Origin of the sequence: Coprococcus phoceensis (assembly GCF_900104635.1) — a bacterium.
Lineage (GTDB): Bacteria > Bacillota > Clostridia > Lachnospirales > Lachnospiraceae > Faecalimonas > Faecalimonas phoceensis.
On sequence record NZ_FNWC01000007.1, the window covers coordinates 387,175 to 406,155 of the forward strand.

At 40.8% G+C, this 18,981-nt stretch carries 18 protein-coding genes and 2 riboswitches; of the genes, 13 read left to right on the plus strand and 5 right to left on the minus strand.

Going from position 1 to position 18,981, the window contains the following annotated elements; genetic code table 11:
• Positions 1-28 precede the first annotated feature (28 nt).
• Together BQ5364_RS05560 and BQ5364_RS05565 are read right to left on the minus strand one after the other, a co-directional pair.
• Positions 29-1,432, minus strand: a complete 1,404-nt coding sequence (locus BQ5364_RS05560) for an alanine/glycine:cation symporter family protein (protein WP_004614096.1) — start codon at positions 1,430-1,432, stop codon at positions 29-31.
• A gap of 264 nt (positions 1,433-1,696) precedes the next feature.
• The gene (locus BQ5364_RS05565; RefSeq protein WP_071143769.1) at positions 1,697-2,806 is read right to left on the minus strand and encodes an ISAs1 family transposase; all 1,110 of its coding nucleotides are present in this window, start codon (positions 2,804-2,806) and stop codon (positions 1,697-1,699) included.
• Positions 2,807-2,955: 149 nt separating this feature from the next.
• Here BQ5364_RS05565 and BQ5364_RS05570 point away from each other — a divergent pair, with 149 nt between their 5' ends.
• From BQ5364_RS05570 to BQ5364_RS05595, 6 genes are all read left to right on the plus strand, one after another.
• Positions 2,956-4,245, plus strand: a complete 1,290-nt coding sequence (locus BQ5364_RS05570; RefSeq protein WP_071143814.1) for a homoserine dehydrogenase — start codon at positions 2,956-2,958, stop codon at positions 4,243-4,245.
• 66 nt (positions 4,246-4,311) lie between these two features.
• Positions 4,312-4,412: riboswitch (THF riboswitch) on the plus strand.
• A gap of 70 nt (positions 4,413-4,482) precedes the next feature.
• Positions 4,483-5,040, plus strand: a complete 558-nt coding sequence (locus tag BQ5364_RS05575; RefSeq protein WP_022250815.1) for a folate family ECF transporter S component — start codon at positions 4,483-4,485, stop codon at positions 5,038-5,040.
• Positions 5,041-5,089: 49 nt separating this feature from the next.
• Positions 5,090-5,734: a DUF3793 family protein gene (locus tag BQ5364_RS05580; RefSeq protein WP_022250816.1), complete on the plus strand. Its 645-nt coding sequence runs from the start codon at positions 5,090-5,092 to the stop codon at positions 5,732-5,734.
• On the plus strand, positions 5,731-6,579 hold the full coding sequence (thyA, locus tag BQ5364_RS05585; RefSeq protein WP_071143815.1) for a thymidylate synthase: 849 nt from the start codon (positions 5,731-5,733) through the stop codon (positions 6,577-6,579). Before BQ5364_RS05580 ends, thyA begins: the two co-directional genes overlap by 4 nt.
• A gap of 11 nt (positions 6,580-6,590) precedes the next feature.
• Complete coding sequence (locus BQ5364_RS05590) at positions 6,591-7,082, plus strand: dihydrofolate reductase (protein ID WP_071143816.1); 492 nt, start codon at positions 6,591-6,593, stop codon at positions 7,080-7,082.
• A 13-nt stretch (positions 7,083-7,095) separates the two neighbouring features.
• Complete coding sequence (locus tag BQ5364_RS05595; protein ID WP_071143817.1) at positions 7,096-7,986, plus strand: Cof-type HAD-IIB family hydrolase; 891 nt, start codon at positions 7,096-7,098, stop codon at positions 7,984-7,986.
• On the opposite strand, the gene BQ5364_RS05600 is transcribed toward BQ5364_RS05595, so the two are convergent.
• Complete coding sequence (locus BQ5364_RS05600; RefSeq protein WP_004614088.1) at positions 7,983-8,228, minus strand: hypothetical protein; 246 nt, start codon at positions 8,226-8,228, stop codon at positions 7,983-7,985. The genes BQ5364_RS05595 and BQ5364_RS05600 overlap by 4 nt on opposite strands.
• Before the next feature lie 140 nt (positions 8,229-8,368).
• Between BQ5364_RS05600 and BQ5364_RS05605 the strand changes: the two genes are divergently transcribed.
• The 4 genes from BQ5364_RS05605 (at position 8,369) to BQ5364_RS05620 (ending at position 12,770) form a co-directional block, all read left to right on the plus strand.
• The gene (locus tag BQ5364_RS05605) at positions 8,369-9,214 is read left to right on the plus strand and encodes a DegV family protein (RefSeq protein WP_071143818.1); all 846 of its coding nucleotides are present in this window, start codon (positions 8,369-8,371) and stop codon (positions 9,212-9,214) included.
• Between the two features lie 160 nt (positions 9,215-9,374).
• Positions 9,375-11,102, plus strand: coding sequence for a biosynthetic-type acetolactate synthase large subunit (gene ilvB / locus BQ5364_RS05610; RefSeq protein ID WP_004614085.1), 1,728 nt, complete (start codon positions 9,375-9,377; stop codon positions 11,100-11,102).
• A 14-nt stretch (positions 11,103-11,116) separates the two neighbouring features.
• Complete coding sequence (ilvN, locus tag BQ5364_RS05615; RefSeq protein WP_022250821.1) at positions 11,117-11,626, plus strand: acetolactate synthase small subunit; 510 nt, start codon at positions 11,117-11,119, stop codon at positions 11,624-11,626.
• 118 nt (positions 11,627-11,744) lie between these two features.
• Positions 11,745-12,770: a branched-chain amino acid aminotransferase gene (locus BQ5364_RS05620; protein ID WP_004614083.1), complete on the plus strand. Its 1,026-nt coding sequence runs from the start codon at positions 11,745-11,747 to the stop codon at positions 12,768-12,770.
• 50 nt (positions 12,771-12,820) lie between these two features.
• Here BQ5364_RS05620 and mgtE read toward each other — a convergent pair whose 3' ends face one another.
• On the minus strand, positions 12,821-14,152 hold the full coding sequence (gene mgtE / locus BQ5364_RS05625; protein WP_004614082.1) for a magnesium transporter: 1,332 nt from the start codon (positions 14,150-14,152) through the stop codon (positions 12,821-12,823).
• Positions 14,153-14,336: 184 nt separating this feature from the next.
• Positions 14,337-14,507: riboswitch (M-box (ykoK) riboswitch) on the minus strand.
• Between the two features lie 120 nt (positions 14,508-14,627).
• Between mgtE and BQ5364_RS05630 the strand changes: the two genes are divergently transcribed.
• From BQ5364_RS05630 to BQ5364_RS05640, 3 genes are read left to right on the plus strand one after another with little or no spacing between them, the layout of a single operon-like run.
• A complete protein-coding gene (locus BQ5364_RS05630) occupies positions 14,628-15,383 on the plus strand; it encodes a class I SAM-dependent DNA methyltransferase (protein WP_022250823.1) in 756 nt (251 codons plus the stop codon).
• A 2-nt stretch (positions 15,384-15,385) separates the two neighbouring features.
• A complete protein-coding gene (gene hslO, locus BQ5364_RS05635) occupies positions 15,386-16,264 on the plus strand; it encodes an Hsp33 family molecular chaperone HslO (RefSeq protein WP_004614080.1) in 879 nt (292 codons plus the stop codon).
• Positions 16,265-16,285: 21 nt separating this feature from the next.
• Positions 16,286-18,205, plus strand: coding sequence for an NAD(+) synthase (locus BQ5364_RS05640; protein ID WP_071143819.1), 1,920 nt, complete (start codon positions 16,286-16,288; stop codon positions 18,203-18,205).
• Positions 18,206-18,275: 70 nt separating this feature from the next.
• Here the strand turns inward: BQ5364_RS05640 and BQ5364_RS05645 are convergent, their stop codons facing one another.
• Positions 18,276-18,929 (minus strand): hypothetical protein, encoded by a 654-nt coding sequence (locus tag BQ5364_RS05645; RefSeq protein ID WP_004614078.1) that lies wholly within the window; start codon positions 18,927-18,929, stop codon positions 18,276-18,278.
• Positions 18,930-18,981: the final 52 nt, after the last annotated feature.

Sequence of the window (18,981 nt, forward strand, 5' to 3'; positions counted from 1 at the left end):
GCGATGCCCTCTCTTTGTTTGAAAATGATTATTTCCAAGTATCAGTATTATTTAAACCGACATTTTTTGCCTTAAATACGGGATCGATTCCCTGTTTCTTCTGTTTTGTGTAATCGTCAAGCACTTTGAAAGCGATTCCGCCTAACAAGAAAATGACCAGAATATTTTCAATTGCCATGAATCCCATCAATACGTCTGCGAGATTCCATACAGTGCTAAAATCAGCCTGTGCACCGAGAAAAATCGCAATCAGACATGTGATTCGGAATACATTCAGCAGAATGCGATTGTTCTTGATGAACAGAATGTTTGATTCGGCGTAATAGTAATTTCCGATTAAACTTGTGAATGCAAATGCAAAAATGGAAAATGTAATAAAATGGATACCAAGTGAACCGACATTTGCACTGATCGCAGCCTGTACATATGGGATACCGTCCAATTTTTCAGGAATGCCCGTTACTCCGGAAAGCAACAAGATAAAAGCGGTAGTCGTACAGATCATAAGTGTATCGATAAATACAGAAAGAACCTGAACCATTCCTTGTTTTACCGGGTGAGAAACAGTTGCGGTTGCGGATGCATTTGGCGCGCTACCCATACCGGCCTCGTTGGAGAATAACCCGCGTTTGATCCCGATTAAGACAGTACTTCCGGCAAATCCACCGAAGATTGCCCGAAAATCAAAGGCGCCTTCAAAGATGAGTGAAAACATCTCAGGAACACGGTCTAAGTTTGTCAGTGTAATGAAGATTCCCATCAAAATGTAGATTCCAGCCATAATCGGAACAATTACAGAAGAAATGAATCCGATTCTGTGAACCCCTCCGAAGATGACAAATGCAGTTGCAGCAGCAATCAAAAGTCCGACAACGGCAGGAAGGATTGTATCGCTGTAATTTGGAATGTAATATTCCAAAGCAGATGACATATTATAAGTCTGAAGACCATTGAAACCATAGGCAAAACATGCAATCAGCAGAATGGAAAAGAGAACTCCAAGCCAACGTTTGCCGAGGGCACGTTCAATATAATAAGATGGACCTCCGCGGAATTCTTTTCCATCTTTTACTTTGTAAACTTGTGCCAGTGTACTTTCGACAAAGGCAGATGCACCGCCGACGATTGCCATAACCCACATCCAAAATACAGCGCCCGGTCCTCCGGCTACAATTGCAGTTGCAATTCCGGCAATATTTCCGGTACCGACTCTTGATGCAGTAGAAATCATCAGAGCCTGAAAAGAAGAGACGGATTTTCCATTGTCATTCTTTTCCGCTTTTTCTTTCAGCGCTTTGATCGCATCACCAATCAGACGAAATTGTACAAATTTTGTACGAATGGAAAAATAGATACCAGCAGCTACAAGTAAAAAGATTAGAATGTAGCTGTAGAGAAAGTCATTTAGACTTGCCAATAAATTGTTAAACACAATAAGTTCCTCCTTTGCTTGGCAGAAAAAAGCAGCAAAGGATTTTTTCTCTTAAAAAAAGTACTTGTGGTCAAATTTGATTGGCTTTCACAAGTACTTGCTACTTTTTTCTAGATTTTATTTGGTTAAAGTGTAATATAAAAATGAGGGAAAGTCAAGAAATACTTAACTACGTGAATCATTTAACGTAAGAAAATGTGTGCAAAGTGCCAAGCCAAACGCATGAATGTGCTCCTCAACCACACCATATACTAAATTCAAAAATTATAAAGACATAATCTTCTCTAAATGCTTTTCTGGATTTGTTCCAATCACATACCGTTTCTTTTTCATGCTTAACGGACGGCTTCCTACCTCTAAAATTTTTAACATATTCAAAGCCAGTTTTCTTATAATGTTCAGATTATAGGATGCCTGCTTTTCTAATGTGTGATTCCCATCTTCTCGAAAGGTTACATCTAAATGCCAATGATAGCTTTCTATCATCCAATGACCACGCACAGCTCGCTCTGCTTCTTCTATATTGGTCGACAGGCTGCTTATGAAATATCTTTCTTCTACTGTTGTACTGCCATCTGTCCCTGCTATTGTATTACGAGTCATGATAATGCTTTTTAATCCTGCCCATTCTTTCTTCCGGCTTAACCAGCTGATGTCTTCTGTCTGCCAGTATTCCCGTTTCTCAAGGTTCCCCCTGGCCTTTTCTATCCGGTTTTTATAAGCGCATTTCTCACGAAGTTCTTTATCTGCAAAATATTCCCTCACATCTTCCAGAAGACTCCCCTGGTTTGCCTTTAATGCCAGAACATAATCCGCACGCTTTTGGCGGATTTTCTTTACAATAGCCACCTGGGTTCCCATGGCATCTGTTGTTATGATTGTCCCTTTTATATTCAGATGGTCCAACAGTTCTGGGATTGCTTTGATCTCATTTGTTTTTTCTTCTACTCGTTTCTGTCCCAGGCAAAAGCCTCTTTCATCTACAGCACTGACAATATGATTCGGTCTCTGGTTCTTATTTCCGTTCCCTCTCTGGGTTTTTCCGTCAATCGCAAGCAGGCGCTTTACTTTCTCCCCCTCATCGCTGCTTAACATTTCATTCCACTTTTGCTGAAAACTTTCCAGAAATTCAGTGGGCACCATTGCAAAAACTCTTTGGAGTGTATCATGGGAAGGGATTCCATTTGGAAGTTCCAGATAATTTTGCAAAAAATCTTCATGTTCTTTTCCAAACATCTCAATCTCTACCCAATCATCTGCATTTGCAAGCGTAGCAAAAAATACAAGCAGGATAATATCCGCCATCTTATGCAAAACTTTCTTCTCCTGTCTTATGTCCATCACCGTACCTGCATAGTCTAAAATCTCTTTCATAGGAACACCCCATCCTTTTTTCTTTGATTATATCAAAAAATCCGGACAGGGTGTTCATAATTTATTCATTCATGCGTTTGTCGTGTGCAAAGTGCGTACAAATGTGTTATTCTTATATACAAATCAAAAAACAGGAGGAGAAATAAGTGATGAATCAAGGAATAAAAGTTGTAAAAATAGCATTATTAGGTTTGGGAACAGTCGGAAGCGGTGTATATAAATTGATCGAAGAAAAGGGAGAAGAATTTGAAAAACGCACGGGTGCGAAGATTCAGATTGAAAAAATTCTGGTACATAATCTGAAAAAGGAAAGACCGGGAGTGAAGAAGTGTCTTTTGACAGATCAGTGGAAAGAGATCATTGAAAATGATGAGATTGAGCTTGTGATAGAAGTGATGGGTGGAATCGAACCGGCAAAAGCTATGATTTTGGAGGCGTTAAATGCAGGAAAAAATGTAGTGACAGCGAATAAAGATCTGGTGGCAGAGCACGGAAAAGAACTGTTTGAAGCAGCAGAGAGGAATCAAAAAGACTTTTTATTCGAGGCGGCTGTCGCAGGTGGTATTCCAATCATCCGTCCGCTGAAACAGTGTCTTGCGGGAAATGAGATTTCAGATGTTATCGGAATTGTCAATGGAACAACGAATTATATTTTGACCAAGATGTGCGAAGAAGGAATGGATTTTCAGGAGGCGCTTGCAAAAGCTACTGAGCTTGGATATGCGGAAGCAGATCCTACAGCGGATATAGAAGGATACGATGCAGGGCGGAAAGTTGCAATCATGGCATCGATTGCATTTCATTCCAGAGTCGTTTTTTCGGATGTCTATACAGAGGGAATCACAAAAATTACAGCAAAGGATATTGCGTATGCAAAGGAATTTGACAGTGTGATCAAACTGCTCGGCGCAGCTCACAATACAGAAAAAGGAATCGAGGTAGCTGTCTATCCGATGATGATTTCAAATCAGCACCCACTTGCGTCGGTAAGAGATTCATTCAATGCAGTATTTGTGCATGGAGATGCGGTGGACGATGCCATGTTCTATGGAAGGGGCGCGGGAGAACTTCCGACGGCAAGCGCGATTGTGGGAGATGTTTTGGACGTTGTGAGAAATATGGAATATGGATGTACAGGCAGAATTGGCTGCGGTTGTTATCGAGAAACACAGGTCAAATCAATAGCCGATGTCAAGAATAAATTTTTCCTCCGCATGCAGGTCACGAATCAGTCGGGAGTGCTGGCAAGCATTGCAAATGTATTTGGAAAACATAAGGTAAGTATCGAACGAATCATTCAAAAAGATGTTGAAAAAGAAAAAGCGGAGCTGGTAATTGTGACAGAGTATGTGAAAGAAGGATATTTACAGGAGGCGTTAGATGAGCTGATGCAAATGCCGATTTTGGAGGAAATCAGCAGTAAGATCCGTGTTTATTAAAAATCAGTCTTTACGTGAAAAACAGATTGTGTTACAATTGTCGAGGAAAAATAAAATAAAAAGAAAAGCAGAGTAAGAGTATGTGCGTTAAGTGCCAGTTGGACGGGGAGTTGCCAGTCGGACGAAAAGCAAAATTGCTTGCGGTACATACTCTGCATCCCGCTGCTGCACATGACAGATATAAGGAAAATACCTGCTATGCGTAGCTTCAGGACTACTGCAAAGGAGGTATTTTTTATGTTGCAAATGAAGAAACAATTTGCAGACTCTTTTGAGGAGTTGAAGAACTTGAGGACAATTGTGGTGACAGCGCTGCTGATTGCCATTGCCGTCGTACTTGGATTTTTCAGTGTTCAGTTGACGGAAAATTTGAAAATCGGATTTTCATTTATTGCCAATGAACTGACAGCCATGCTGTTTGGTCCGGTAGTCGGCGGTATTATGGGAGGAGTTGCCGATATTATCAAATATCTGCTCAAACCTACCGGTCCGTTTTTCTTTGGGTTTACATTCAATGCGATACTCGGAGCAGTGATCTATGGCGTGATGCTCTATAAAAAGCCGATCAGCTTTAAAAGAATATTGGCGTCAAAGATTGTTGTGGCAATCGTTGTCAATGTATTTTTGAATACGTATTGGCTTTCGATGTTGTATGGAAATGCATTTATGGCAATTTTACCGCCACGTCTGATCAAACAGATCATCATGGTGCCGATACAGTCGATCATGTTGTATGCGGTTGTTGAGGTGCTCGCAAAAGCAAAAGTCTTTTCCGCATTTCGAGTGAAAGTATAAAATAATTAAAGAAGAATGTGGCATACTAAAGCAAAAAGGAGAATGCGAGATGACGGCAGAAGTAATCTCTTATTTGCTTTCACAGGAGAATGAAAAGGAGTACTTGCAGTCTCAGATGGTTCTGCAATGTGCTCCTTTTCTGAAAAGGATAAAGATAGCAGGTATGTTTTGTGCGAAGTGCTTTGACGAGAAAATATGTGTGGAAGTATTGAACAATACGGATATCTGTTATAAACTGCTCTATAAAGTGCAGGGTGGTTTTCAAGTGTTCTTATATCGAAAAGAAGAATTTCAAACCTATCTGAGAAGGACGGAGGTGCGTAAGTTTTTAATAGCATATGGATATGACTGTGAGCATATGGAAAACTGTTTGAACCTGCTCGGCATGAGACTGAAATGCTATTTGCAGAAAGAACAGCTATTTCCACATGAGATAGGTGTGTTCTTGGGGTATCCGCCTGAGGATGTAAAAGCTTTTATAAAGCAAAATGGGAAGGGGGCGGTTTTGTGCGGATATTGGAAGGTTTATTCGAATATAAAGAAAGCACAACTACAGTTTTTGATGTATGATATGGCAAAAGTGCATGCAGTCAATGAATATTTATGTGGAAGGTCTGTGTGGAAAATCGCATTGCAGAACAATTGCTTCTCGTGGTACAATGGAGAGCGTGAAAAGGAGGAGTTAACGATATGAGTTATGCAGATAAAGTGTTTATAGATATGTGCCGTGATATTATCGATAACGGTGTCAGTACGGAAGGTGAAAAGGTGCGCCCAAAGTGGGAGGATGGAAGCTTTGCCTATACGCTGAAAAAGTTTTGTGTGGTGAATCGATATGATTTGTCAAAGGAATTTCCGGCGTTGACACTTCGACGTACCGGTATCAAAAGTTGTGTGGATGAGTTGTTGTGGATTTGGCAGAGAAAATCCAATAATGTGCATGATCTAAAGCCACATATTTGGGACAGCTGGGCAGATGAAGATGGGTCGATCGGAAAGGCTTATGGATATCAGATGAGTGTAAAGCATCAATATAAAGAGGGAATGATGGATCAGGTGGACCGTGTAATCTATGATTTGAAAAATAATCCATATAGCCGCCGTATTATGACAAATATTTATGTCCACCAGGATTTGCACGAGATGAACCTGTATCCGTGTGCGTACAGCATGACATTTAATGTGACAAAGAAGAATGACAGTGACAAGCTGGTCCTAAACGGAATTTTAAACCAGCGTTCTCAGGATGTGCTTGCGGCGAATAACTGGAATGTATGCCAGTATGCGGTGTTGATGCATATGCTGGCACAGGTGTGTGATATGCAAGTGGGCGAGTTTGTCCATGTGATCGCAGATGCGCATATTTATGACAGACATATTGCGCTTGTGGAAGAACTCATTTCCAGAGAGCCGCTGCCTGCACCTACGTTCTGGCTGAATCCAAAGGTGAAGGATTTTTATGAATTCACACCGGATGATGTGCGACTGGACAACTATGAGACAGGGCCACAGATTAAAAATATTCCGATTGCAGTGTAGGAGGAAAAAAGATGAATTTGATTGTAGCAGTGGATAAGAATTGGGCAATTGGTCTGCATAATAAACTTTTGGTAAGTATTCCGGCAGATATGAAATTTTTCCGTGAGACGACGATGGGAAAAGTGGTCGTGATGGGAAGAAAGACATTGGAGAGTTTTCCGGGAGGGCAGCCACTCAAAAAGAGAACGAATATTGTTCTGACAAGTGATCAGAATTACAAGGTCAAAGATGCTGTTGTAGTCAACAGTGTGGAAGCGCTTTTGGAGGAACTGAGACAGTATAACGATGAGGATATTTATGTGATCGGCGGGGAAAGCATTTACCGTCAGCTTCTCCCATACTGTAAGGTTGCGCACATTACAAAGATTGACCATGCGTATGAGGCAGATACATATTTTCCAAATCTGGATGAGATGCCGGAGTGGAAGATTACAGGGATCAGCGAGGAACAGACATATTTCAATCTGGAATATGAATTTGTAAAATACGAAAGAATTGGTTAGGAGATAAGACAAGATGATAAAAGTGATTGCATCAGATATGGACGGGACGCTGCTTGGGTTAGATCATAAGGTCGCACCGAGGACGTTGGAGGCAATTCATAGGGCACAGGAGCAGGGAATTCGTTTTATGATCGCGACAGGAAGAAATTTCCGAAGTGCAATGGAGGAACTGGAGGAATTGGACCTAGAGTGTGATTATCTTGTGGGAAGTGGCGCAGAAGTGAGAAATTCGCAAAAAGAAGTGGTGCTGCAAACACCGATTCCGATTGAGGTGTGTGAAGAACTATATCGACAGTTGATAAAATTTCCGGTGTCGATCATCTTTTCTACAGATGATTTTGACTATCGAATCGGAACCGAGGAGGAGATAGAGGAAAGCATTGTAGAACAGATTCATCTGTTCCATCTGGATTTGGAGCCGGAGAAAATCCGACATTCTGAATTGTATGAGCGTATCTGTAAAGCGACCAGAAGAATATCGGATTTTGCAGAATTAAAAGAGGGAAAAGCGCCAATCTATAAGGTTTTTATTTTTACCGAAGATATTCCGCTATTGAAACGGATTCAGAGCGTACTAGGTGAAAACAACAAGGTTGCGGTGGCATCTTCGTTTATTACGAATCTGGAGATTACAGATGTACATGCGCAGAAAGGGCCGATGTTAAAGCGGTATATTGAGTCGCTTGGATATACGATGGATGAGGTGATGGTATTTGGCGACAGCATGAATGATTACTCAATGCTTTCTATGGATTTTGGAGCGACGGTTGCAATGGAAAATGCGGAACCTGAGATTAAAGAAGTGGCAAAATATGTGACAAAAAGCAATGAAGCGTATGGAGTGTCGTATGCAATAGAAGAGCTTTTGAAGCATTATAAAGAAACAAAGGAGGGCGTGTCTTAAGAAGACAGCCCTTCTTTTCTGAGCTCCTGCATTTGCCGTAAGACCTCTAAATCGGATTCTTTTAAGCGAAGATTGGACTCGAGAGATTCCCCGTCCGGTGTTGTAACTTTGATTTCAATGATTGTATCTTTGCAGAGTGCTCTTTTTGAAACAGCATCTAAAAAAGAAGGAAACTTTGGATGGTTTTGTTTGAGTGTTGCTAACATGCTTTTTACCTGCATGAATTTCATCGGATTTATCATAAATAGTCATTCTCCTTTTATTTTATAATTTTTTAATTGCTTTTTTTAACAGTTGTGATATAGTTTCTCGTTGATACATTCGTATCATCTATTTTAAAAAATCAAACAGATGTTGTCAATTGGTACAGGAGGAAAATGATATGATGATTATTACGGATTCTGCTTCGGATATCACAAAGCAGGAAGCATTGGAGATGAATATCCGAATCGTTTCTTTAAAGATAAGATTTTCAGATGGGGAGTTTCCTCAGAATACGGAAGAAGACTTTTCTGTGTTTTTCGAAAAACTTGCAGCGGAAAAAGATCTTCCGACTACGAGTCAGCCATCTCCGGAAGAATTTTTGGAGCTTTACGAAGAAGCGAAAGATGCAGGAGAAGAAGTACTGGTGATCACACTTTCAAGTGGATTAAGTGGAACGGTCAATGCGGCGAATCTGGCAAAACAGATGGCAGAGTATGAAAAAATCTGGATTGTGGATTCAGAGCAGGCAATCATCACTCAGCGTTTTCTTGTTCAGCGCGCGGTGAAAATGCGCAAAGAAGGGAAGGGTGTGGAAGAGATTGTCGCATGTCTTGAAGATTTAAAGAAGCGTTTGACCGTATGTGGAATGCTGAACACTCTGACCTATTTGAAAAAGGGCGGAAGAATACCTGCACCGTTGGCAGTGCTTGGAAATGCACTCCAAATCAAACCGGTCATTGAATTGAAGGACAAGGTGTTGGTCATGCTTGGAAAAGCGAGGGGACAAAAAGGAGGCATGAAATATCTTTGGAAGGAGTTTGGCTCATATGAGATTGATAAAAATGAGCCGGTATATTTTGGATATACTTCCGATAAAGAGATTGTAGAACAATTTATGGAAAAGACGGTAGCAGAATATGGTCTGAAAAAATACGAGATCTATCCGGTTGGCGGCATTATCGGGACACATGTGGGTCCTGGATGCATTGCAATTAGTTTTGCAAAAAAGGAAAACTTTAGTTGACAAAAGTGTCAGAAAATTTTATAATAACTCTAAATTGTCTGTAAAATACAGTGTCAAGGAGGAGTACACAGTTTTTGAAAAACTGGTCGGCAATATAGAAAATGATTCGCCCTAAGCTGTATGCTTGGGGTGTTTTTTTGTATCTGGAAGGAGGACATATATGAGGAAGATTACAGGAAATAAATTGTTTGTGAAGGCACTAAAAGAAGAAGGGGTGGATATTCTGTTCGGATATCCAGGCGCCTGTACGATTGATATCAGCGATGAGCTTTATAAGCAGGACTATACAAAAGTGATTTTGCCAAGACACGAGCAGGCGCTTGTGCATGCGGCGGATGCCTATGCAAGATCTACCGGAAAGGTAGGTGTCTGTCTTGTGACAAGCGGTCCCGGGGCGACGAATCTTGTTACCGGAATTGCGACAGCCAACTATGACAGTGTTCCGCTTGTGTGTTTTACAGGGCAGGTCGCAAGAAATCTGATCGGAAATGATGCATTTCAGGAAGTTGATATTGTCGGAATTACAAGAAGTATCTGCAAATATGGAATTACGGTACAAAAAAGAGAAGATTTGGGGCGGATTATCAAAGAAGCATTTTATATTGCAAGGACAGGAAGACCGGGACCGGTAGTCATAGACCTTCCAAAAGATGTGATGGCAGAACTTGGAAGTCCTGAGTATCCGCAGACTGTGAATATCAGAGGGTATAAGCCGAATACAGAGGTTCATATCGGACAGCTAAAACGTGCCATGAAGATGCTGAATAAAGCGAAAAAACCGCTGTTTTTAGCAGGGGGCGGTGTAAAGATTGCAAACGCGGTCGAGATATTTACAAAAATTGTAGACATCACAAAGATTCCGGTAGTGACAACGATCATGGGAAGAGGGTCGATTCCTACGAATCACCCACTGTTTATCGGAAATTTGGGCATGCATGGAGCATATGCGGCAAATATGGCAGTCAGTGAATGTGATCTTTTGTTTTCGATTGGAACAAGATTCAATGATCGGATTACCGGAAAGATACATGAATTTGCTCCGAATGCACAGATTGTACACATTGATATTGACACTGCTTCTATTTCAAGAAACGTACATGTAGATATTCCGATTGTGGCAGATGCGAAAACCGCGACCGAAAAGATTTTGGAGTATGCGGCCTTTCATGATACGGCACAGTGGCTTGAAAAGATAGAAGGATGGAAAGAAGAACATCCATTGAAAATGAAAGAAAAACCAGTGCTGACACCACAAAAAGTCATTGAGACAATCAATGAGATGTTTGAGGAGGCAATTGTGGTGACAGATGTGGGACAGCATCAGATGTTCACAACACAATATTTGGAGCTGACGGAGAAAAAACAACTTTTGACATCCGGTGGACTGGGGACAATGGGGTATGGATTTCCGGGGGCGATCGGCGCACAACTTGGCAATCCAGACACACCGGTCATTGCGATTTCCGGAGATGGTGGTATGCAGATGAATATACAGGAATTTGCGACTGCAGTCGGGCAGGAACTTCCTCTCATTTTATGCGTGTTTAACAATAACTATCTTGGAATGGTGCGTCAGTGGCAGAAGTTATTTTACGGAAAGCGTTATTCCATGACCTGCCTTCGTGCTAGAAAATCCTGCGAGGGAAAATGCGGAACACCGGAATGTGAGTGCCCGCCGTATACACCTGACTTTGTGAAACTGGCAGAGAGCTATGGCGCAAAAGGAATTCGCGTATTCAAACCGGAGGAAATCAAAGAAGCATTTGAAGAGGCGAGAAAGAATACAAAGACCCCGACATTGATTGAATTCATTATGGATCCGGAGGACTTGGTATATCCGATGATCAAGCCGGGCGGAACATTAGAAGAGATGTTGATGGATTGTTAGGAGGAGCAAAAATTATGAATACGACAATGAAAAAGAGATGGATTTCTCTGTATGTGGAAAATCAGGTAGGTGTACTTCCTAAAATATCAGGGTTGTTTTCCGGAAAATTATACAATTTGGAAAGTCTTACCGTAGGAACAACGGAGGATCCGACGATTTCGCGAATGACGATTGAGACAGTCAGTGACGATGAGACATTTGAACAGATCAAAAAACAGCTCAATAAATTTGTGGAGGTCATTAAAGTGATTGACTTTACAAACAGTTCTGTGTGCATGAAAGAACTAATGTATGTGAAAGTCAAAAAATGTACGAGAGAGGATAAAGAAGAACTGTTCCAGATTGCACAGTCTTTTAAAGCAAAGATCATCGATTACGGGAAAGACAGCCTGCTTTTGGAATTTGTGCAGACGGCGTCAAAAAATGATGCGCTGATTAAGCTGATGAATGAAGAATTTCAGGCAATTGAGGTTGTACGTGGCGGAAGCGTTGGAATAGAAGCAATCAATATGGCAGAACGATAAGTATTTTAGTCTCTTTTTGAAAAAACACAAAAAAACAGAGTGCGCTCTATTGACAGGCGGATAAAAAAGTATAATAATAAAAAACAAGAGAAATCAGTAACGGAATGGAGGAATTGTGATGAGTAAAAAAGAGATAGATTGGTCAAATATCGGATTTGGCTATGTACAGACGGATAAAAGATATGTTTCAAATTATAAAGATGGAAAATGGGATGAAGGCGGACTTACAGAAGAGGCGAATGTGGTATTAAATGAGTGTGCGGGTGTTCTTCAGTATGCTCAGACAGTTTTTGAAGGGCTTAAAGCATATAGGACTGAAGATGGACATATTGTCACATTTCGTCCGGATTTGAATGCGAGCAGAATGGCAGACAGTGCAAGAAGACTGGAGATGCCGGTGTTTCCGGAAGATCGTTTTATAAGAGCGGTTGAGCAGGTTGTTGCGGCAAATGCAGATTATGTGCCTCCATATGGTTCAGGAGCTACATTGTATATCCGCCCATATATGTTTGGAACGAATCCGGTGATCGGAGTGAAACCGGCAGATGAATATCAATTTCGTGTATTTGCAACACCGGTAGGACCGTATTTCAAAGGTGGTGCAAAACCAATCACAATTCGTGTATGCGATTTTGACCGCGCTGCCCCACATGGGACAGGACACATCAAAGCAGGTTTGAACTATGCGATGAGTCTTCATGCAATTGTAGATGCGCATCAACAGGGATATGATGAGAATATGTACTTAGATTCTGCTACAAGAACAAAAGTAGAAGAAACAGGTGGAGCGAACTTTATCTTTATTACAAAAGACAATAAGTTGGTAACGCCGAAGTCTGATACGATTCTTCCATCTATCACAAGGCGTTCACTTGTATATGTTGCAAAAGAGTACCTTGGTATGGAAGTGGAAGAAAGAGAAGTGTTGTTTGAAGAAGTGAAGGAGTTTGCAGAGTGTGGTCTTTGCGGAACAGCAGCAGTCATCTCACCGGTTGGGAAAGTGGTAGATCATGGAAAAGAGATCTGTTTCCCAAGTGGAATGGAGGAGATGGGACCTGTTACAAAGAAATTATATGACACATTGACAGGAATTCAAATGGGACATATCAAAGCTCCGGAAAGCTGGATTAAAGTTATTAAATAGGAAAGAAACAGAAGGGACATCGCAGAAAGTTGTGATGTCCCTAATTTTCTCTAAAGCTGAAAGATGTGCGTGGCAATCGTAAAATAGATGATGATGGAGCAGGTATCCACGAGTGTTGTGATAAGCGGAGCTGCCATGATTGCAGGATCTAAATTGATTTTTTTCGCAAACAGTGGCAGAATACAGCCGATGATCTTTGATAAAATGACAGTGCAAATTAGGGAAAGACCAATCACGACAGCAAGCTTCAAATCTTTGTACATGATAAAAATTCGCAGTCCGTTTGCGAGTGCAAGTCCAAGACTTACAAGCAGTGCCACACGGAATTCTTTGAATATGACTCTGAAAATATCTTTGAAACGGATCTCGTCCAATGCAAGTCCGCGTATGATTAAAGTGGAGCTCTGAGAACCACAGTTTCCGCCGGTATCCATCAGCATTGGGATGAAGGAGACAAGCAGAGGGATAGCAGCAAATGCATTTTCATATTGTGTTATAATTGTTCCGGTAATGGTTGACGACAGCATTAAAATCAAAAGCCATAAAAAACGGTTTTTTGCATGTGAAAAGACTGAAGTCTCAAAATAAGTTTTTTCACTTGGATTTACAGCCCCCATGATAGAGATATCTTCAGTTGCCTCATCCACCATAACGTCCATAGCATCGTCCACAGTGATGATTCCCACCATTCGGTTATCGAGGTCTACAACAGGAAGTGCGAGCAGATCGTATTTGGAAAACAGTCTGGCTGTCTCTTCCTGATCGGTATGTGTGCCTACAGAGATGATCTCAGTCTCCATAATATCCTGGATAAATGTATTGTCGTCTAAAGTCATCAGGTCTTTGGCAGAGACAATTCCAATCAAACGACGGTTTTCCAACACATAGCACGTATAAATGGTCTCTTTGTGTATTCCGACTTCTTTGATATGTTTCATAGTCTCTTTGATTGTCATAGTCTTCTTTAAAGATACATATTCGGTTGTCATGATACTTCCCGCGCTGTTTTCAGGGAATTTCAAAAGTTGATTGATCAGATCTCGTTTATCGGAACTGACAGTATGCAAAATCCTGGTTACAAGATTTGCCGGAAGTTCCTCTAATAAATCTACCGTGTCATCCATATATAAATTATCCAGCAGTTCACGAAGTTCTTTTTCGGTAAAAATTTTTACAAGGTAAGACTGAATGGGATTACTCATATTGGAGAATACATCTGCAGCTTTGTCCTTGGGAATCAGACGAAACGCAAAGGCTCTCTCCTTGTCTTCTAAGTTAGAAAGCAGCAGGGCAATGTCTACTGCATTCATTATCTCCAACGTGTTTTTGAGCGTTTTGAAATCTCTTTTCTCTAACAGTTCGATAAAAGTTGTTCTGTTCATAGTCAGTTCTCCTTTTCATTATTTTATTTTTCGTTCGTATTTTGGGATCAAAACTGGCACCAGCATCCATTGCCCTCACCTCCTCGTATAAAAATTTAAGAACAAGATACCTGTCCGCAGCAGTGCAATGCAATTTCTACGCAATAAAAAATCCCGCCAAAGCAAAAACAATGGCGGGAATCATTCCGTGACAACATCGTTCAAGCTTTAGCATCACAGGGCATATAAATTGCATTAAGATATGCCTTATCTGCGACATATCCTGCTAACCAGCGAATCGTGTCTCCACGTTGTTGCGGCAGCAATCTTAGGAAAATCCAAATCCCTGTGGTAGCCTCACCTACCGAATCTTATTCTTTTTTGTTAGTCTAATACACAGAAACAGAACTTGTCAATAGTTTTATTCAAAATTTGCTCCAAAACTAAAAATATGCTATAATATATCAGCTTATGTAAAAAATAGGAGGGATGCTCTGTGGAGGCGTATACAAGTTTTGCGGCTGTCTACGATACTTTTATGGATAATATTCCATATGAAGAGTGGGAAAAATATTTGAAAAGTCTGTTATACGAATACGGTGTGCGTGAGGGACTTGTATTAGAACTTGGCTGTGGAACCGGGAATATGACAGAGATTCTGGCACAATCCGGCTACGATATGATCGGGGTGGACAATGCAGAAGAGATGCTTGAGATTGCGATAGAAAAAAGGATGAAATCTGGGCTTGATATTTTATATCTTCAGCAGGATATGCGAGAATTTGAACTGTATGGAACAGTGAAAGCAATTGTCAGTGTCTGTGATTCTGTCAATTATATATTAGAGGAAGAAGAGCTGGAGGAGGTATTTCGGCTCGTTAATAATTATCTTGATCCTGGCGGAGTGTTTATCTTTGATTTCAACACGGTTTATAAATACAGGGAAATATTAGGTGATCAGACGATTGCAGAGAACCGTGAGGAATGCAGTTTTATCTGGGATAATTATTATTACGAAGAGGAAAGAATAAATGAATATGAACTCAGTCTGTTTATTCGGGAAGGAGATTCTGAGTTATATCGCAAATACCAAGAGACACATTTTCAAAAGGCGTATGACCTGGAGACAATGAAAAGGCTGATTACACAGTCTGGATTAGAATATATTACAGCATATGATGCGTTTACAAAAGAAGCGCCGACAAGAGTGAGTGAACGAATCTATGTGATTGCAAGAGAAAGAGGGAAATAACGATGAAAGATTATATTGTAAGAGCAACAGCGGCAAATAACCAGATCAGAGCGTTTGCTGCGACAACAAGAGATGTTGTGGAGACTGCAAGACAGGCCCACAATACAAGCCCGGTTGCAACGGCGGCACTCGGACGACTGTTGACCGGGGGAGCCATGATGGGAACCATGATGAAAAACGAAAAGGATCTGCTGACGATCCAGATTAAATGTGAAGGACCGATCAAAGGTCTTACTGTGACTGCCGATGTAAATGGAAATGTAAAAGGCTATGTGGAGAATCCGGATGTAATGCTTCCGCCAAGCAAAGCCGGAAAGCTTGATGTGGCGGCAGCGCTTGATCTGGGAGTTTTGAGTGTCATCAAAGATATGGGATTGAAAGAGCCATATGTAGGGCAGACAATTCTGCAGACGAGTGAGATTGCGGAGGATTTGACTTATTACTTTGCGACATCAGAGCAGGTTCCGTCGTCTGTTGGACTTGGTGTACTGATGGAAAAAGATAATACTGTCAAACAGGCAGGTGGTTTTATCATTCAGGTCATGCCTTTTGTCGAAGATGCGGTGCTTGATAAATTGGAAGAAAATATTAAAAAAATTGATTCTGTGACAGCAATGCTGGATAAAGGTTACACACCGGAACAGATTTTAGAGACGGTTCTTGAGGGGATGGATGTAGAATTTACAGATACGGTTCCAACTAGATTTTACTGTAACTGTACAAAAGAAAGAGTAGAAAAAGCGATTGTGAGTATCGGGAAAAAAGATATTCAGGAGATGATCGATGACGGAAAAGAGATTGAAGTCAACTGCCATTTCTGCAATACGAATTATAAATTTACAGTAGATGAACTGAAAGAGATTATAAAAAGAAGCAGGTAATGAGAGAGGAGGTCCGTTGAGATGAGAGATGGATTTGTAAAAGTCGCTGCGGCAACATTGAACACGAAAGTTGCAGATGTGGAACACAATAAGTGGGAGATCTTTCGTCTGATTGACGAGACAATTGAAAATGGAGCAAAGATTGTAGTGTTTCCGGAGCTTTGTATTACCGGATACACCTGTGGAGACTTATTTTCACAGGACATTTTGCTGAGTCAGTCAGCAAAGGCACTGGAAGAGATTGCCGCTTACACAACAGGAAAAGACGGATTATTTTTTGTCGGTCTCCCATATGTCGTGTGCAATAAGTTGTATAATGTTGCGGCAGCAGTATGTGATGGTGAAGTGATTGGGATGGTAACGAAGACATTCCTTCCAAACTACAGTGAATTTTATGAAATGCGGCAATTCCAGCCGGGACCTAAAAAGGCAGATTGGATTCCGTATGGGGAGGAAGAGATTCCATTTGGACCGCAGATTTTATTTGCGTGTGAAGAACTTCCGAATTTAGTTGTATCAGCTGAGGTTTGCGAGGATGTGTGGTCTCCGGTTCCGCCGAGTATTCAGGCGGCACTTGCCGGTGCAACAATTGTGGTAAACTGCTCTGCAAGCGATGAGACAGTTGGGAAAGATGCGTATCGCAAGCAGCTGATTTCCGGACAGTCTGCAAGACTTATTGCGGGATATGTGTATGCAAATGCAGGAGATGGAGAGTCAACCACAGATGTAGTGTTCGGTGGACACAATATTATCGCTGAAAATGGAAGCATCTTAAGCGAATCAGAACGCTTTATGAATCAGACTATTTACAGTGAGATCGATGTGGATCGAATCGTCAGTGAAAGAAGAAAAAATACGACTTTCCAGATGGAGGAAGACTTAGATCGATTTATTCGTGTTCCATTTTCAATTGAGGTGGAAGATACGAAACTTACAAGAACTTTTGAAAAATTGCCATTTGTGCCGGAGAATGAAAGTCTGAGAAATAGATGCTGTGAAGAATCTTTGATGATTCAGGCGATGGGACTAAAAAAACGTCTGAATCATACTAATTGTAAGAGTGCAGTCGTTGGGATTTCAGGAGGATTGGATTCTACGTTGGCGTTGCTTGTGACGGCAAAGGCGTTTGATTTGCAGGGAATAGACAGAAGCTGCATAGAAGCTGTCACAATGCCTTGCTTTGGAACAACTGACAGAACATACCAAAATGCATGTGTCTTGACGAAAAAGCTTGGGGCAACACTTCATGAAGTGAATATTCAGGATGCAGTGAGGGTACATTTCCGAGATATCGGTCATTCTGAAGAGAAACATGATGTGACGTATGAAAATGCGCAGGCACGTGAGCGAACACAGGTGCTGATGGACATTGCTAATCAGACAGGCGGAATGGTGATTGGCACAGGGGATATGTCTGAACTTGCGCTTGGATGGGCAACTTACAATGGAGACCATATGTCGATGTACGGGGTAAATTCTTCTGTGCCGAAGACACTGGTTCGACACCTTGTGCAATATTGTGCAGATACTTGTGAAGACAAAGAGTTACAGGAAGTGTTAGTGGATATTTTAGACACGCCGGTAAGTCCGGAGCTCCTTCCGCCAAAAGAAGGGGAAATCGCACAGAAGACAGAAGATCTTGTGGGACCATATGAACTGCATGATTTTTATCTGTATTATATGATGCGATTTGGATATGCACCTTCTAAAATTTATCGTCTTGCAAGACAGACATTTGAAGGAATGTATGACAAGGATACGATTTTAAAATGGCTCAATACATTTTATCGACGATTCTTTTCACAGCAGTTCAAACGTTCCTGCCTGCCGGATGGACCGAAGACAGGAAGTGTTGCACTGTCACCGCGTGGGGATCTTCGAATGCCAAGTGACGCATGCGCGAATATTTGGTTGAAGGATTTGGAAGATATCTGCAATTAGAATTTAAGAATGTAATGAATGAGGACGGGAAAATTTCCCGTCCCTGTTATTGTTATAGAGATAAGTTATATTATAGAGATAAATTATTTTTGTCATACATTGCTGCATCTAATTTTAAATAGTCTTCTTGTGAAATAGAATATACATTATTAGAATCTTTTGTTACACTGATTTCGATAACCTGTTTTTCACCGTAAGTTATATTCTTCATGTTAGCAGAAACTTTGTCATATAAGATTTGGAAAGTCTGTTCAATAATTTCATCTTGAGAAGGAATTGTACCGCTTTCAGCCTGTGCAGTAACAAGTGTTTCAACTTCAGCCTGTGTAGCTTCTAACACACCTTCAAATACCTGAGCAGGTTCAATCTCAACTTCTACTGTGTAATTTTTATCTTTGCCTTCTTTTGCCTCTTTTACAGTGTATTTTGTATTTTTAAACAAGTCAATGAAAAGTTGCATATATTTTTCAGATAATTCTTCTGAAACACCAACAGCTGTTAACTGTTGTGTGGCAAGCTCTAAGTTTTGGTTATAGGTCTTTTCGGCATCTTCTTTTGTCTGCTTTGTGAGTTTTATATATTCATCAAACTCACCTTTGTACGTTGCGTCCAAACAGGCCTTTGTGTATCCAGATGCGTCAAATTTTTGAAAAGCAGCACATCCGGAAAGAGTTCCCATAATCAGTACCAATAAAGCTACAATCACATTTTTAAATTTTTTCATAAGTTATCCTCCTTATTTTTGGAAAAATTTTTTATAATTTTATCACAGAATT